10 protein-coding genes are annotated in these 17,115 nt (G+C 43.7%); 5 read left to right on the top strand and 5 right to left on the bottom strand.

Annotation, left to right across the window (positions count from 1 at the left end):
• Positions 1–9: 9 nt before the first annotated feature.
• Positions 10–261, bottom strand: coding sequence for a PP0621 family protein (locus C8D85_RS05340; RefSeq protein WP_133560324.1), 252 nt, complete (start codon positions 259–261; stop codon positions 10–12).
• Between the two features lie 76 nt (positions 262–337).
• On the opposite strand from C8D85_RS05340, the gene C8D85_RS05335 reads away from it, so the two are divergent.
• Complete coding sequence (locus C8D85_RS05335) at positions 338–1,975, top strand: NAD+ synthase (protein ID WP_133560322.1); 1,638 nt, start codon at positions 338–340, stop codon at positions 1,973–1,975.
• 70 nt (positions 1,976–2,045) lie between these two features.
• Here C8D85_RS05335 and dapA read toward each other — a convergent pair whose 3' ends face one another.
• Positions 2,046–2,918: a 4-hydroxy-tetrahydrodipicolinate synthase gene (gene dapA, locus C8D85_RS05330; RefSeq protein ID WP_133560320.1), complete on the bottom strand. Its 873-nt coding sequence runs from the start codon at positions 2,916–2,918 to the stop codon at positions 2,046–2,048.
• A gap of 344 nt (positions 2,919–3,262) precedes the next feature.
• On the opposite strand from dapA, the gene C8D85_RS05325 reads away from it, so the two are divergent.
• Positions 3,263–5,881 carry a sensor domain-containing protein gene (locus C8D85_RS05325; RefSeq protein ID WP_133560318.1) on the top strand — a complete coding sequence of 873 codons (2,619 nt, stop codon included), beginning with the start codon at positions 3,263–3,265 and terminating at the stop codon, positions 5,879–5,881.
• 71 nt (positions 5,882–5,952) lie between these two features.
• Here C8D85_RS05325 and C8D85_RS05320 read toward each other — a convergent pair whose 3' ends face one another.
• Complete coding sequence (locus tag C8D85_RS05320; RefSeq protein ID WP_133560316.1) at positions 5,953–8,571, bottom strand: cyclic nucleotide-binding domain-containing protein; 2,619 nt, start codon at positions 8,569–8,571, stop codon at positions 5,953–5,955.
• Positions 8,572–9,120: 549 nt separating this feature from the next.
• Between C8D85_RS05320 and C8D85_RS05315 the strand changes: the two genes are divergently transcribed.
• Genes C8D85_RS05315 through C8D85_RS05305 form a run of 3 tightly spaced genes read left to right on the top strand, consistent with a single transcriptional unit; the run spans position 9,121 to position 13,885 of the window.
• Positions 9,121–11,043: a PrkA family serine protein kinase gene (locus C8D85_RS05315; protein ID WP_133560314.1), complete on the top strand. Its 1,923-nt coding sequence runs from the start codon at positions 9,121–9,123 to the stop codon at positions 11,041–11,043.
• A gap of 48 nt (positions 11,044–11,091) precedes the next feature.
• Positions 11,092–12,381: a YeaH/YhbH family protein gene (locus C8D85_RS05310; protein WP_133560312.1), complete on the top strand. Its 1,290-nt coding sequence runs from the start codon at positions 11,092–11,094 to the stop codon at positions 12,379–12,381.
• Entirely contained in the window at positions 12,365–13,885 is a 1,521-nt protein-coding gene (locus tag C8D85_RS05305) for a SpoVR family protein (protein ID WP_133560310.1), read from the top strand. The genes C8D85_RS05310 and C8D85_RS05305 overlap by 17 nt, the downstream gene beginning before the upstream one ends.
• 48 nt (positions 13,886–13,933) lie before the next feature.
• On the opposite strand, the gene C8D85_RS05300 is transcribed toward C8D85_RS05305, so the two are convergent.
• Positions 13,934–15,949, bottom strand: coding sequence for a methyl-accepting chemotaxis protein (locus tag C8D85_RS05300; RefSeq protein ID WP_133560308.1), 2,016 nt, complete (start codon positions 15,947–15,949; stop codon positions 13,934–13,936).
• A 139-nt stretch (positions 15,950–16,088) separates the two neighbouring features.
• Positions 16,089–17,114 (bottom strand): DNA polymerase III subunit delta, encoded by a 1,026-nt coding sequence (gene holA / locus C8D85_RS05295; protein WP_133560306.1) that lies wholly within the window; start codon positions 17,112–17,114, stop codon positions 16,089–16,091.
• Position 17,115: the final 1 nt, after the last annotated feature.

Genomic DNA, 17,115 nt, shown 5'->3' with positions numbered 1-17,115 from the left:
CTGCGAAGGTTACTTCTGCTGGTCTGAGTGCTCAATTTTGTGTTCCATACTGCAAAATGCGACTTGGTTGTGATCGTACACCGCATGGCTTAATGGAACAAAGGTGCCACATGTTGCGCATTTGACCATACTTTCTTCGTGATTTGCTTTGTCGGCTTTCTTGACGGACTTAGACTTCGCAACGATGGCTTTTGCAAATTGTCGATAAATTACCCAAACAATGGCAAAAACTAGAATAAAAAATAACAAACGTACAATCATGCTCTTTACCTTAACCTTGTAATTCCACGACAATAACACGAATACCATTAAATAGAGTGTCAGAGATCACAACGTAATGACCATTCGAATCGCTATGGCCCAACTAGATATGCTGGTTGGCGATATAAAAAATAACACGGAATCCGTGATTGCTCAGTCTTTGATCGCTAGAGATCAGCATAACGCAGACGTTATCGTTTTTCCTGAACTAACGCTTACCGGTTATCCACCTGAGGACCTTTTGTTACGTCCTAGCTTAACACCGAGAATTGAAGCGGCTCTGACTCAGATTTTAGAACAAGTTCATGACATATTTGTTGTTGTAGGCTACCCACGTGAGATTGATGGAGAGCTCTTCAACTGCGCAGGTGTTTTCCATCAAGGTAAAATTCTAGGTGAGTACTGCAAACAGAAGCTGCCTAACTTCCAAGTTTTCGATGATAAGCGCTACTTCCAAGCAGGGCATACGCCTTGCATCGTTGAGATCAAAGGAGCGAAAGTTGGCCTAAGTATTTGTGAAGATATTTGGCATCCGGAGCCTATTGCACAGGCCAAAGACGCGGGTGCTGAAATGATCTTGAACCTTAATGCATCTCCTTTCCATATTGAAAAGATGGGTGTGCGTGAGCGATTACTGCACCAGCGTTCAACAGAAAACCAGTTACCTATTGTGTATGTAAACTACATGGGCGCGCAGGATGAGTTGGTCTACGAAGGCGGTTCTTTTGTGGTGAATGCACAAGGTCAAAAAGTCCGCCAAGCCCCTTGGTACGAATCAGGGCTTTATTGTGTAGATTTTACCATCGCAGAAGATCGTGTGCCTCGCGTGGAAGTGATGGCGGGAGAAATCGCACCGACCATGGATGTTGAAGCCAGTGTTTATCAAGCTATGGTAACAGGGCTTCGAGATTACATTGAGAAAAATCGCTTCAAAGGCATTGTACTTGGTTTAAGTGGTGGTATTGACTCAGCGTTGTCATTAGCCGTCGCGGTTGATGCGATTGGTGCTGATCGGGTGCAGGCGGTTATGATGCCGTATACCTACACGTCGTCGATGAGCCTGGAAGACGCAGAAGAAGAAGCCAAGCTTCTAGGTGTCGAATACAGCGTTTTGCCGATTGAACCGATGGTAACTGCTTTCATGGAGACCTTGGCTCCAGAATTTGAAGGCTATGGTCGTGATACCACAGAAGAAAACCTGCAAGCTCGAACCCGCGGTGTGACACTGATGGCGATTTCTAACAAGAAAGGTTACATGGTACTGACAACGGGCAACAAGAGTGAAATGGCTGTTGGTTATGCGACGTTATACGGCGATATGGTTGGCGGCTATTCGGTTCTGAAAGATGTATTTAAGACCTTGGTATTCCGTCTATGCCGATACCGAAATACTTTAGGCTATGTGATTCCTGAGCGTGTGATTACACGTCCACCAAGTGCTGAATTAGCGCCTGACCAAGTCGATGAAGATTCATTGCCAAGCTATGATGTCTTAGATCAAATCCTGCATATGTACATTGAAAAAGACATGAGTGCAGAAGCAATCTTGGCGCTGGGCACCTTTGATCGTGAGACGGTTTATCGTGTATTACGTCTTGTCGACCTTAATGAATACAAGCGCCGCCAATCGCCAACAGGAGTGCGAATCACAGAGCGCGGTTTCGGAAGAGATCGACGATACCCCATCACAAATGGCTGGCACATTGGTGAATAGATATTGTTAGTCTGATACTGAAATCATGTCAAAAGGCAGCGAATTTTCGCTGCCTTTTTATGTAGGGTGATCAAATAAGTTCGAGAGCCTTCATTGCATTGCGGATAGTTTCTTTGGTGCTTTCTTGTAACGGCATCATTGGCAGTCGTGCTTCTTCAGAACATAGGCCAAGTAGAGACATGGCGTATTTCGGGCCAGCTGGGTTTGGCTCGATAAAGAGAGAGGAGTGGAGTGCAAATAACTTGTCTTGAAGTGCTGCAGCGGCAACAAAATCACCTTCGCGACAAAGTTTATGCAGTTCAACCACTAGCTTTGGAGCAATGTTAGAAGTGACGGAAATACAACCATTACCACCACCAACATTGTAGGCTACAGCGGTTACGTCATCGCCACTTAGGAAGCTGAAAGGCTTTTGAATCAGCGCGCGTTCTCGGATAGGGCGCGTTAAATCGCCTGTAGCATCCTTTACGCCAACAACACGTTCAAGTTTTGCCAGCTCTGCCATGGTAGAGACGTCTACACCAACGACTGCACGTGGTGGAATGTTGTAAATGACAATAGGTAAATTTGTATGGTTATGAACGTATTCATAATGAGCATACAAGCCACGTTGGTTTGGACGATTATAGTAGCCTGCAACATGAAGTGCAGCATCCGCGCCTGCTTGAGCCGCAAAGTTTGAGTATTCTACTGCTTCGATTGGGTTATTAGAGCCTGCACCAGCGATGATTGAAACAGACTTATTGCTTTCTTCAACTGTGATTTCAACAACGCGTTTATGTTCAGCCTCACTCAACGTTGGACTTTCGCCAGTTGTACCAACAGGAACCAGTCCGTTAATGCCTGAGTCAATCTGCCAGCGGACAATTCGACGAAGTGCATCTTCGTCTAGACGATTGTTGGAAAAAGGAGTGATTAGTGCAGTGATAGCGCCTTGAAACATGCTGTTACCTCATTGTTTATCGGTAGCATGCTGGCTTAGGTATTCCATCGGCAAACATGCTGCCGGGGGAATTTGTTAAATTACATTCACACGCCAGCATCGCAAGGTTTCTTTTCCTTACGTTTATCGCCGTTGCGTTTAGAAGTGAATGCCATGAGTCGTGAAATCTTTTGCTAGTTGAAAACTGGATCCATGTCATGCTGATGTTTTTTTACGTGAGAGTCAAGTCTATTACATAAGAAATTAAGGGTGATTTCATTAGAAATTAAGGATGAAATTCATTAGCATCATATCTCGTTATCTATGCATGTCTGATAGTACTAAATTCATTTTAGAGAGTTGTAATGCACCAGAAGATCAAGTACTTGCTTGAAAAGCATTTTCCAAATCAGTTGGAAGACCGCAAACTTCAGAATTTGGCATCTGAATTAGATCTTCTGTTTAGGGATCAAGAACAAGAAATAAACTTACTGGAAAGATCAGTTGATCTTGCTTCTGAGGCTTTACAAGAGCACAACCATGTTGCGACAGAGAATTTGGAACTGTTCGAAGCTACGTTTGGCTCCTCTGTTGAAGCGATGCTATTGGTCGACTTTGAAAAGGCATTGCTCAAATACAACGACGCTCTGGCAACGTTACTACAAATCCCACCGCATTTTAGTGGGGCGATTAGTATGGCCAGCTTTCTGCAGATTTTATCGATTCAGTTAGAAAATCCAGATAATTTTCTAACCTTCCTACGTAACAGTCATGAAAATCATGCCGCCTTTAATGGGGAGCTTTTGTTAAAAGATGGTCGCTGGTTGCAATATCATGTGAAGCCTCGCATGCGAGGGGAGGCAATGATAGGTCGACTTTGGACGCTATCTGATATTACTGAGCAAAAACAAGCAGAGCGCCTACTAGAGGAGTTCGAAGAAGAATTACAGAACGCTCATGAGCTCGCCAAAATGGGGGAGTGGTCATTCGATTTGGACAGCCAAGAAATCCTATTCTCTGATAACTTGCTCGCGCTGTTAAAACTGCCTCAAAGCTATCGAAGGTTCATGTTTGCGGACTTTTTAGAGCTGGTGAACGACGATGAGCAGCAAGTCCTAAAAAAGCAATTTAAGCACTGTCAAAAATACGGAACATCCATACAGTCTGAGCTGCATTTCGCCATAGAGGGTCAGGAGTTTTACGTCATCCTAAGGGGGCGATTTAAAGTAGGTGGTGTTCATTCTAAAGATGCTATTCAAGGCGTTTTACAGGATATCTCCGACCTAAGAACCTCGGAACACTTGGTGAAAATTTCATCGCATTTTTTTCAGTCCTCTATGCAGGGTAATGTCTTAATGGGTCGTCATAAAGAAATACTGGACTTTAATGACGTTGCTTGCGGAATTTTTAAATTACGAGCCTGGGAGTTCGCTGATAGGATCAATGAGCGTCTAGCGACAGCATGGACGCATGATATGTCTATTAATGATATATGGCGCCATGTAATTGAAAGTAGCCATTGGGCTGGGGAAGTTTACTTTACTAGCCCTGAGTTAGTGGATAAGACGATCTGGTTATCACTTGAAGCCTTGAGAGATAGTCAGGGGAAGGTGGTTAACTTTATTGCTATTTTCAATGACATTACTGAGTCTAAGAAAGTGCAAGAGCAGCTGCATCACATGGCTTATTTTGATGCACAAACTTCTTTGCCTAACCGTTTTCAGTTTGAGCAATTTCTAACGCAAAAGCTTTCTTCTCCTCTGCTGACAACCCAGCCCATGACTCTTTTTTATTTGGACCTTGATCGGTTCAAATTTGTGAATGATTCACTCGGGCACCATGCTGGTGATCGACTGCTGTATCTTGTCGGACAGCGATTAGTGGCATCGGTTGAAAATGCTACTTTGGTTGCCAGACAGGGTGGTGACGAATTTGTGGTGTTGCTGACGGGGGTATTATCACGTCAGCAACAAGAGCAGATTGCTGAGCATCTTATTGAACAATTATCTGCGGTATTCAATGTCTTTGAGTCCCAGGTGTATATCGGCGCAAGTGTCGGCATTGTTAACCTGCCGAATGATGCTCAAGATATGGTGACCGCCATGCGTTATGCCGACATATCGTTATATGAAGCCAAAAAAGCTGGTAAAGGTTGTTTTGTGTTCTGGCAACGCTCGTTTTTGAAAGGCTCCACACCAGAGCGCGTGCAAATGGAGTCAGAGTTACGCGAAGCAATCATTCAAGATCAGCTGATGCTTCATTTTCAACCGAAAGTGGAAGCGGACTCGGGAAGAGTTTATGGCCTAGAAGCCTTGGTGCGCTGGAATCACCCTCGACTTGGCTTAGTGTATCCTGATCGTTTTATCGGTATTGCTGAAGAGTCCAATTTGATCTTGGAGTTGGATCGTTGGGTCGTCAATGCGGTCGCAGATCAGCTTTCGAAATGGCGTAAACGAGGGCTTCCGTTGTTAGAAGTGTCGGTGAATGTTTCCGCTGCGCATATCACCAGAAATGGTCTAGTTGATCTTTTCCAGGGGCTATTACAAAAGCACCCTTATTTAGGAGATTGCTTAGAAATAGAATTAACTGAGACGGCCATTATGGCGGATCCTGACCAAGCGACAGTGGTTTTAAATACGTTGAGACGATGCGGTGTAAAATCGTCGGTAGACGACTTTGGCTCAGGTTATACCTCCCTAGGCTATTTGAAAAAATTGAATGCCAACACATTGAAAATCGATAGAAGTTTTATCGATGGTATTACCAATGACCATTATGATCGTGATGTGGCAAAAGCTATTATTGCGCTTGCAGCCAGCATGTCCATGGATGTTGTTGCAGAGGGAGTCGAAACGCAAGCGCAATGGGAGTTGCTGCAGTCCTTTGGGTGTAAGTACTTGCAAGGGTACTATTTTGCAAAACCTCAAGCCGCTAGTGTAATTGAAAGGACGTATTTGCAGCCACTTATGGCAGAGTACATATAACACTGTGCAGCATCATCAATGCTAAGAACTGGGTAGACCATAAAGCGTGGACTACCCAAGTATTTAAAGCTCTATTGGTCGAATATGTGAGCTTTTTTAGATTGTAATTGAGCGTTGAGTTTCAGATAGCCTTTTTGATTTAAATGTAATTTATCCTCTTCAAACAAGCTTTCGTCAGCATTCCCATGCTTATCTAGAATCGATTCGTTGGTATCGACAAAGAGAGTGTTGGGTCTTGTTCGTGCAAGCTGCTTAAGCATCTGGTTTGTTGCATTCACTGTTGCTTCTAAACCGTGTCGAGTTGGGCTAATTTTGACGCCAAGAATGGTGACTGGAATCCCAGGTAAATAGCGATCTACTTTTTCTAAAAGGCTGACATACCGATCAATCACTTTATTGCTGTTATGCTTATTACCAATGTCATTGTCCCCTGCATAAAGCACCAAAGAGCGAGGGTTATAAGGTAAGATAATGCGTTCAAAGTAATAAACGCAGGCATCTAGTGTCGCACCATTAAAGCCTAAGTTAATGGTTTCCTTAGTATCAAAAGGGGCTTCAAATTCTGACCAAGATTTGATGGTGGAGCTGCCATAAAATGCTACCGGGCGCTTATCAAAACGACGGTGAGCTGAGCGAAATTCTAGTTCACGAACATCCGATTCAAATTCAACATCGATCTGATTAACACTTCTAACGTTTGATAGGCAGCCTTCTCGCTGGCTAAGAATCGGGTATTTCTTAATTTCTTGCGCTAGCTCTTCAGCTTCTTTTACCGCTGAGCGGAACTCTTGCTGGTAGTCTTTCAAGAAAGCAGAAAGCGCTTCTTTATCCGAGATATCGACGCGCTCTGAGAGTTTGAAAGCCGGTTTAATGACTACCGTATAAATATTGTGATCGGAGCGCTTATCGAAGTTGGCGACCGCAATAGGCACTAACCAAGGTTCCTCTTCACCCTTCAAAGATCCAGCCAATTCGAACACATAGGGAAGTAATTCACCAGGTGATTGATCGGTTGCGAAGCTCTTTCCTTCAGGTGAAATTAATAAAGGTGTTTTAGCTTTTAGGGTTGTTTGACCATCAGCGATGAATTGGTCGTGCGCTTCTGTTCCAGATGTGAGAGCACTCCAGCTGTCGACAAATACATTACCAAAACGTTCATAGTATGCGTCACGCCAGAACTCAAATTCCTTACTGCGTCGTACCACTCGCTGCGCAGCCACGCCATATTGTTTGTAAATCACCATTGAGCTGATAAATTGCGCATCAAGGGAGTAGCGGAAGCCATTCGCAAGTTGTGTGCTGCTAGAACCTAAAAGGTGGTTGTAAAAGAACAAGCTGCCGGGCTTCTTCGGTAGATTTTCCATACCTTTAATGATGTAAGGTACTTGCTTGAAAGCTTGGCGGAACTGCTCCGTACCAAAACGTCTTACATCGATTGAACTTTGCTCGTCGGGTAGTGCATTGACGGAATCATAAATGTTAGCAAGCTTACGGTAGAAAGCATTTTCTCGTTGCAGGTCTTTAAGAATGTCTAAACTCATCCCCGCAACCGTACGCTCAATCCTTGTACCATAGTGTAGGCAACGATATAAAACGCCAAAAGCCTCATCGGTCGTCACCGCATTTTTCAAAAGAGATCCCACTTTATAAAGCGGCGAGCTTACTGGTAGAACGGCAGCGTTCTGTTCAATCATGCTGTTCACTGCCAGCACTTCATCACCTGCGATTTGCGATAGGTAACGCATTCGAGCCGACACTAAATGTGTGCCGACTAACCAGATTAAACGATACCAATATTTCAGTGCTAGCTTAGGCATATCAGCAAAAATGTTTACCAAAGAAAGCCTTGGTATAAATAGGACCGTCGAGTCACGAGAACTAATAATGGTCGCACGATTGCGTTGTTGTTCATCTGTAGTGCACCAAGCTAACACGGTACCCGGGCGTGAAATCGTGCGCGTGGTGATGATGTCGCCGGATTCTGTTTGGTAGCTGACAACCGCTTTACCTTGAACCAAGAAATAAAGTCCATCTTCGGCTTGATCTTGCTGGGAGAGGATATCGCCTTGATGCGCTAGGATAACCCCCGCTTGTTTGGCAATGGCCTGCAACTCCACTTGAGTGAATGATTCGCAGAACGCTGTATCGCTTAAAAATGCTGTGGTTTGTTTGATCGACTGTTTTTGGATAACAGGGTTTATTAATGGACGAGTTTCTTCAAATGCGAGCGACTCATTTGCGAAGAATGGGCGAGTTTGGTTCTGAATGCTGGTCAGTACAGGCAGTGATTCTCGATAAACGAATGACAAAAATTGATCAGCAAAATCTGTTTCTTGTTCAAGCAGCTTCTGTAGTGACGAAATAGGCCAGCTGATCAGTTGGCTTGATTTGGTAGCCTGAAAGCTTGTTGCGTAGCGAGAAGGCTGGCGAAACGCAGACCAGCCAATCGGTGCGAATGATTGGTTGATTAGGCCTACATGATAGCTTTTTCCAGACTCTTGCAAAGGAATAGAGATTGAGATCTCTCCTGAAACCAGAAAGTAAAGAGAATGTCCCACCTCAAACTGCTGAGCTAACATGTCTCCAGCGTTGAGTTCTTTAAGTTGGGCCAGCTCATTAAGGGTTTGAATGACGTGTTGCGGAGCGTTCTGAGTAAATGGGAGGTCGCTCACATAATTTGATAAATCCATTAAACCACCTTATGACATTGCCTTAGCAAAATGTTTGAAGTCATCCATTGTGATACAGCGAGTATGACAACGGATCGGGTGCATGTTGTTATTTAGATTAGATTGCTCTAAATGTAATGCAAAAAATATTCCGGCATCGGTTGTGTAAACGAAAAACTGTATGATGAAAATACGTGCTTTATTTCGTTAAATTACTACATTTTGATCTTGTATGGAAAGCTTCAATACAGGAAAACGGCAATTCTACTGCCTTAAATAATGCTCGTAGATAAGCTGTTCTGATGAAACAAGAAAATAAAATCCTTATTTTCGTGAAACACTTTTGAAACGCTTAATTATCAGACAGTTAAAGTTTTATCACTTTGTTTTACCAAAGATTTATTTTTGTAAATCCTGTCTTTTCTTCCTTGAGTAGTCGCCAGACTATGCTAAACCTTAATTATCTTCTCAAATTTATTACTGCATTTGAAACCAGTTCGTCTGGTTGACATCCTGGGTAGCCGTTGCGACCTGTGCGTACCCATAGACTGTATAGAAGGGGACACCGCGATGAGTATTTTTGATCATGTTCAATCTCGTTTTGATGCTCAAAAAGAAGAAGAAATGTCACTCGACGAGTACCTAACTTTGTGTAAAGACAGCCCTGCTGCCTATGCTTCTGCACCTGAACGCTTACTGATGGCAATTGGTGAGCCAGAAATTATTGATACGTCGAAAGATTCCCGTAGCAGCCGGATTTTTTCGAACAAACTAATCAAGCGTTATCCAACCTTTGAGCATTTCTATGGTATGGAAGATTCGATTGAAAAGATCGTCGCCTTCCTAACTCATGCCGCTCAAGGGCTTGAAGAGTCGAAACAAGTGCTCTATTTACTCGGGCCTGTCGGTGGCGGTAAATCCTCATTAGCAGAGAAGCTTAAAGAGCTAATGCAGTCGGTACCATTTTATGCAATCAAAGGCTCACCAGTCTTTGAGTCACCTTTGTCTTTATTTGACGTTAATGAAGATGGCGACATCCTTGCTGAGGAATATGGCATCCCCAAACGTTACTTGAAGGGGGTGATGTCGCCTTGGGCGGCTAAACGATTAAAAGAATACAATGGTGACATACAACAATTTCGAGTGGTGAAAGTGTATCCATCTGCCATTAAGCAAATTGGTATATCTAAAACTGAGCCAGGCGATGAGAACAACCAAGATATCTCCGCTTTGGTTGGTAAAGTGGATATTCGTAAGCTGGAATTCTTTGAGCAGAACGATGCGGATGCCTACAGCTATTCGGGCGGTTTGTGTCGAGGTAATCGTGGCATTATGGAATTCGTGGAAATGTTTAAGGCGCCGATTAAAGTCTTGCACCCACTTTTAACTGCCACTCAAGAAGGTAATTACAACGGTACAGAAGGCCTCGGTGGTATTCCATTTGATGGAATCATCCTTGCCCACTCAAACGAATCTGAGTGGCAATCGTTCAAAAACAACAAAACTAATGAAGCGTTTATTGACCGTGTTTACACGGTAAAAGTGCCTTACTGTTTGCGTGTGACAGAGGAGATGAGCATCTATAAAAAGCTGCTTGAGCATTCCTCTTTGAATCACGCGCCGTGTGCACCTGATACATTAAAAATGTTGGCTCAATTCTCTGTTCTGTCTCGTGTCAAAGAGCCTGAGAACTCTAGTATCTTTTCTAAGATGCGGATTTACGATGGCGAATCCTTAAAAGACATTGATCCAAAAGCGAAGTCACTGCAAGAGTATAAAGATGCCGCAGGTGTGAACGAAGGCATGGATGGTTTATCAACTCGATTTGCCTTCAAAATTCTATCTCGAGTGTTTAACTTCGACCCAACCGAAGTGGCAGCAAACCCTGTGCATTTGATGTACGTACTTGAGCAGCAAATAGAGCAAGAACAATTTGACCAAGATCGTCATGATCGCTACTTGCGGGCATTGAAAGAGTTTCTTGCGCCACGTTATGTCGAATTTATTGGTAAAGAAATCCAAACTGCTTACTTAGAGTCATACTCTGAGTACGGTCAGAACATCTTTGATCGTTATGTGACTTATGCTGACTTCTGGATTCAGGACCAAGAATATCGCGACCCAGAAACAGGGGACATTCTAGATCGCTCAGCCATCAACGACGAGCTGGAGAAAATCGAGAAGCCTGCAGGCATCAGCAATCCAAAAGACTTCCGAAACGAAGTGGTGAACTTTGTTCTGCGTGCGCGCGCTAATAACAACGGCTCGAACCCTAGCTGGTTAAGTTATGAAAAATTGCGTGTAGTGATTGAGCGTAAAATGTTCTCTAACACAGAAGATCTGTTGCCAGTCATTTCGTTCAGTGCCAAATCTTCGAAAGAAGATCAACGCAAACACAATGAGTTTGTGAAACGAATGGTTGAGCGCGGCTACACCGAGAAACAAGTGCGCTTATTGTCTGAGTGGTATCTACGTGTGCGTAAATCCCAGTAGGTAGTGGTTAAGCAGTTGCCTAAATAGGTTGAAAGAGGAGGTGCGAGCATGTCTTACATAATTGACCGCCGCCTAAATGGAAAGCACAAGAGTAGCGTCAACCGTCAGCGTTTCCTGCGCCGTTATCGCGAGCATATTCGTAAAGCGGTGGAGGAAGCGGTTAATCAACGTAGCATTCAAGATTTGGATCGTGGAGAGCAAATCACGATCCCTAAGCGTGACATCCATGAGCCAAATTTTGGCCATGGCTCAGGGGGCAAAGGTTCGATCGTGCATCCTGGCAACAAAGAGTTTGCCACGGGCGACCGTATCCCTAAACCAGAGGGAGGCGGTGGTCAAGGAGCTGGTCAAGGTAATGCATCCAACCAAGGCGAAGGCGAGGATGACTTTGTTTTTCAGATCTCTCAGGAAGAGTTTCTGGACTTTGTTTTCGAAGATTTAGCCTTACCTAATCTGGTTAGGAAAGATCTAAAAGAAATTAAAGAGTTTAGTATCAAACATGCAGGGATTGTATCTGAAGGAACCCCTTCAAAGTTAAATATCGTGCGTTCGATGCGTAATGCCTACGCTCGCCGTATGGTTATGAGTAGCGGTTCCCGAAAGAAGCTTGCCGAAGCTGAAGCGGAACGTGAGGCCTTACTAAAACTTGCAGAAACCCCTGAGGAAAAAGCCAAAATAGCCTGGCTCGACGAACAAATAGAGCTCTTTAGGCAAAAAATAGAGCGCACGCCGTTCTTAGACACTTATGACCTTCGTTATAACCATCATGTAAAAGAACCGCGCCCAAGCAGCAAGGCAGTAATGTTTTGCATCATGGACGTCTCTGGTTCTATGACACAGGAAACAAAGAATGTAGCGAAACGCTTCTTTATTTTGTTGTACCTGTTCTTAAACCGGAACTACGAGAAAATTGATGTGGTGTTTATTCGCCACCATACCAGCGCTAAAGAGGTAACAGAAGAAGAGTTTTTCTATTCCCGAGAAACTGGCGGAACCATTGTTTCAAGTGCTCTCAAGCTCATGGAAAAAATCGTTAAAGATCGTTATTCACCGGAGCAGTGGAACATCTACGCAGCGCAAGCTTCTGATGGTGATAACTGGGATGATGACTCTCGAATTTGTCGACAACTGATGGAAGAGGAAATTGTCGATTTGGTGCAATACTTCACTTACATCGAGATCACCCCTCGTGAACATCAGAGCCTCTGGCATGCTTATGAACAAGTACAGACCAATCACCCTAAAAACTTTGCAATGCGTCACATTGTTGAAGTAGGCGATATTTATCCTGTGTTTAGAGATTTGTTCCAAAGGAGGCAGCATGAGTCGAACCGCTAAAAAGTCAGACCGTTTGTCTCAAGGACCGGATTGGTCGTTTGAGTTGATTCAGCAGTATGATGAGGAAATTGGCAAAATTGCCAAAGAGTTCGGGTTGGATACCTATCCGAATCAAATTGAGATCATCAGCTCAGAGCAGATGATGGATGCTTACGCGTCCGTGGGGATGCCACTTGGTTATCACCATTGGTCATATGGCAAGCAATTTCTCGAAGTGGAGCAAAACTACAAGCGCGGCCGGATGGGGCTGGCTTATGAGATAGTCATCAACTCGTCTCCATGTATTGCTTATTTAATGGAAGAAAACAATATGATGATGCAGGCGTTAGTCATTGCTCACGCTTGTTATGGTCATAACTCCTTTTTTAAAGGTAATTATTTATTCCGTACTTGGACCGATGCCACAGCCATTATTGATTACTTAGTGTTTGCCAAGAAGTACATCCTTGAATGTGAAGAGAAGTATGGCATTGAAGAAGTTGAACTGACGCTAGATTCTTGTCATGCCTTAATGAATTTTGGGGTGGATCGCTATAAGCGCCCCGTTCCATTATCGATGACTGAAGAGAAAGCTAGGCAGGATGAGCGTGAGCAAATTTTGCAACAGCAAGTGAATGACCTATGGCGCACGATTCCAGTATTTGATCGAGCAGAAGAGGAGCAGCAAAAAGAGCGAGTTTTTCCTAGCGAACCACAGGAAAACCTACTGTATTTCTTGGAGAAGAATGCACCTCTCTTGAAGCCGTGGCAGCGTGAAATCATTCGTATTGTTAGAAAAATGGCTCAGTACTTTTACCCTCAGCGTCAAACTCAGGTAATGAATGAAGGCTGGGCCTCATTCTGGCACTATACCTTGATGAATGAGCTGTACAACCGAGGCAAGGTTGAAGAGGGGTTTATACTCGAGTTCCTTCAGTCGCATACTAACGTTGTTTCACAGCCAAGTTTTGATTCGCCTTACTACTCAGGGATCAACCCGTACGCCTTGGGGTTTGCGATTTATTCAGACATTAAGCGCATGTGTGAGAACCCAACGCCAGAGGATCGTGAGTGGTTTCCAGATATCGTGGGTAAGCCTTGGATAGAGGTATTGGATTTTGCCATGCGAAACTTCAAAGATGAAAGTTTTATCCTGCAGTTCTTATCGCCCAAAGTAATGCGTGACTTCCGCTTCTTTGGTATCGAAAACGATGTACTGGACCCTTACGTAGAAGTGAAAGAAATCCATGATGACAGCGGTTTTAAAGGACTTCGTCAAAGACTGGCTCAGCAATATAACTTAAGCCATAGAGAGCCTAACATTCAGGTTCAAAAGGTTAATTTATATGGTGATCGCAGCCTAGTGTTGAGGCACACCATGGACAGCTCTCGCCCATTAAATGACGATACTGTAGAAGTCGTAAAACACTTCAAGCGTTTATGGGGCTTTGATGTTCGATTGGAATCTTGGGATGGAGATCGATTAGCGCAAGTGTACAGCAGTGAGGTCAGTTCAGAGGGTTAATAACTTAGAGACCTAAAGGGACATCCCTTTAGGTCTCTACCAGGTTATCTAAATAGATAATTTGTTATTGGTTTTTAACCGTTCAATCATATCTACTTCGTTGTTTATTTCTTCAACTCGATGGCTCATTCTTTCGATGGAGGCAATACTGTTTTGAACATCTTGACTGGCCAACTCAGAGGTTTCACTTAAACTACTTATTTGAGAAGACAGTGTGGATGTACTTTCAAGTAATCGACTCATAAATGCGTCGATTTTTTGTATGCTGTCTTCAATGGAACCAACGGAGGCATCCACAGCGTGGATGGTCTCACCTGTCTGATCTAAGCTTTGTTGAGTATTCTGAGATAGCTGACGTACTTCGTCGGCAACCACCGCAAAGCCACGTCCTGCCTCACCAGCACGAGCTGCTTCGATTGCTGCGTTTAATGCTAGCAAATTAGTCTGGTCTGCGATGCCTGAAATAACCTTTAAAATACTAAGTACTCGTTCAGCATTCTCTTTCAGCTCTTTGACATTCGATACCATTTCAGCACGGTCTTTCTCTTGGCTTTGAATAGCTTGGCTAAAGTCTGAAAACTCTGAGGTGACACCTGAAACAACCGTTTGGGTTGAGCTTGAGTAATTCGTAACGCGCTCAAAGCTGCTGGTTATCTCTTCTAATAATGGGCGATACCCGGACAGGTGATGGATCAAGTGATCCTGAAGCTTGTTGAGCTGCTGGCTGCTGTTGAGCTGCGTGAGCAAGAAGTACTCTCGGAAGTTTGCGTAATGCACAGGGAATTTATCAACAAAGTAGTCTTTGAAGATTTCGCCCTGTTTAGTTTGAAAGAAAAAGATCCCTGTGAGAGTTTGGTTCATATGGATGCCAAGTATCTCTCCGAACGTAGAAAAGCCAGCTGCTTTGATGTCTTTGAAACTAGTGACTTTATTTAGCTCATTGGGATTGTTTAAGCGTCGTAAAATACAATCGTTTGCGATCATAGCGACTGGTTTAGATGGCTTTTCGCGCATGAACTCCTGGAAAGCTTTTTCAGTAGAGCCGGCGAAATCTTTTGCTTTGACGAGTAGCAGCTCGTCCCCGAAATCTAAGTCACAGAAAAAGTGAATGAGGCCTTCATTGGTGTCGACGGCAGCAACGGAGCGAATGAAAAGCTCGTCGCGAATATTTACAGCAAAGGTGTGGCCAGTAAGCTTATCTTCTAATTCATTAGGATGGCAGTGAAAGTGTTGGCAAAGATGGTCAATGATATTAACCAGCTGTCCTGTTTTCTTAGAAATAACAGTTCGAACATTTCGCCGCAGGGCATCAGCTTCAGCAATGATAAAGGACTCGTTAGTGGCTTCGAAATTGTGAGTTTTTAAAATACCGAATCGGGTATCTGGTTTCATCTTAACAAATGCAACCACGGCACAGTTATGAGCAACTTGACTGCCGTTATGAACCAAAGCTTGCTTGAAATCCAGTTTGCCACCAGCGGAGCCACCTAAAAAGTGACATGGGAATTCTCCGGTAGCGTACATAGCTTGCATGAAGAAGTTTTCAGACGATGAGAGACCATCGATAAATGTCAGTGCAATGGTGTCATTAAAATGAACAGGAAAGGGCAGTTTAATTCGCTCGAATTCATTTTGAATGGATTTGATTCGTTGCTCTTTCGAGAACTTAGCATTTCCTGAACGAAGATCTTCACAATGCAATGGAATACTTTGGATACTAACTTGCTCAAACAAATCACTGCTGAAGCTTTGTAGCACAATGTTATCCCAAGCATTATCAGCTGATTGATATAGATTACTTTGACAGCTGTTTAATTCCCCTGCGGTCATGATACCAATGATATTTGAACAAAATGGTATCGCTGATTTGATTTTGTTGACCGTCGACTCAAAATCTACGTGTGGAGATATAAAAGCAAGGACCAGTTGGGTTTTGGCTTTTTTGAAGGCTAACTTCTGTAAGGAATCAGATGAAATTTGGTTAGAACTGACTTGAACGAGATTAGAAAATTCTTGAGGTGAGGTAGTGCTATCGACAAAAGGTGTACGCTTAAACCAAGCCATATTTTGCAGTCCTAATATAAGTATTACTTTTTGTTTTCAGTGTAAGGTTCGCTGAAATGTAAACCTATAGTGTTTATGTAAACTTAGGAGGGTAATTGATCTGAGTCAATGGACATTAAGAATAGAGAGGGCACTACTTTTAGCAGTCTAGTTCAGTCATGACGGGTTTAATGCCACAAAACATAAGGGTTATGTTACGAAATCCTAACTCAATATCTGGACCTTCAAGCCCCTTTATACTTTGGTCTAATAACGCAATATAACGCTGCATGTAAGCCAGACTGTTGATAGGAAGGCGCTGGAAAGCGCTTTCGTAGAGTGGTACTCGCTTGTCCCAAATTCTCAATTTTTGACAGGCCGCACGAAAGTTTTGTTGCTTTGCTAGGTGGCTGAGTTCGACTAGTGTGCTCAGTTCTCGGTTAAATAGCCAAAGCATAATACTGTCCTCTGTGCCTTCGGCGCGCAGTTGTTGCAGGCAGTGTAGTGCTTCTTTAAGCTTGCCACTTAACAGGCGATCACTTAAATCATAAATCGAATAACGGCTTGAATCGGCAACAGTTTCATCAATCGTTTGGACGTCTAACTGAGCTCCTGGGCCGTGACTTAGAAGAAGTTTTTCTAGCTCTTGAGAGAGCGCAAGTAAGTTGCCTTCACCCCGTTCACACAGCACACTTGCTGCATCCCGTGACAGGTTTAGGTTTAACGACTTGGCACGTTGTTGTGCCCAAGCTGGTAGGCGATTGGCGTCAATAGGCCAGACTTGAATAAATGCTCCAGCTTGCTCTAGGGCCGTGAACCATTTGCTCTTTTGGGTTCTCGCATCCACTTTTGGAAGCGACAGCAACACCACATTGTCGAGACTCAAGTGCTGCACGATCTGCGCTAGAGCTTTGCTATGCTTTTCTGCGAGCTTGTCAATCTGAATATCAAACAAGCGGCGGCTGGAAAACAGAGATAGGGCTTGTAGCTCATTTGTGACATCTTGCCAATCGAATTGAGCATCAGCGACAAATCTCAAACGTTCTTCAATTCCGTGGTGATAAGAAGCTTTGCGAATGCTGTCACAAGCTTCTTGGCACAGTAATACCTCATCTCCAGAAACGATATAGATAGGCTGTAAGCCTTTTTCTAATGAGGCATTAAGTTGATCAGGGCGAATTTTCATG

The sequence above is a fragment of the Marinomonas communis genome, from assembly GCF_004363305.1.
In the GTDB taxonomy this organism is placed as follows: domain Bacteria; phylum Pseudomonadota; class Gammaproteobacteria; order Pseudomonadales; family Marinomonadaceae; genus Marinomonas; species Marinomonas communis.
This window is presented reverse-complemented; position numbering and strand designations above follow the sequence as displayed.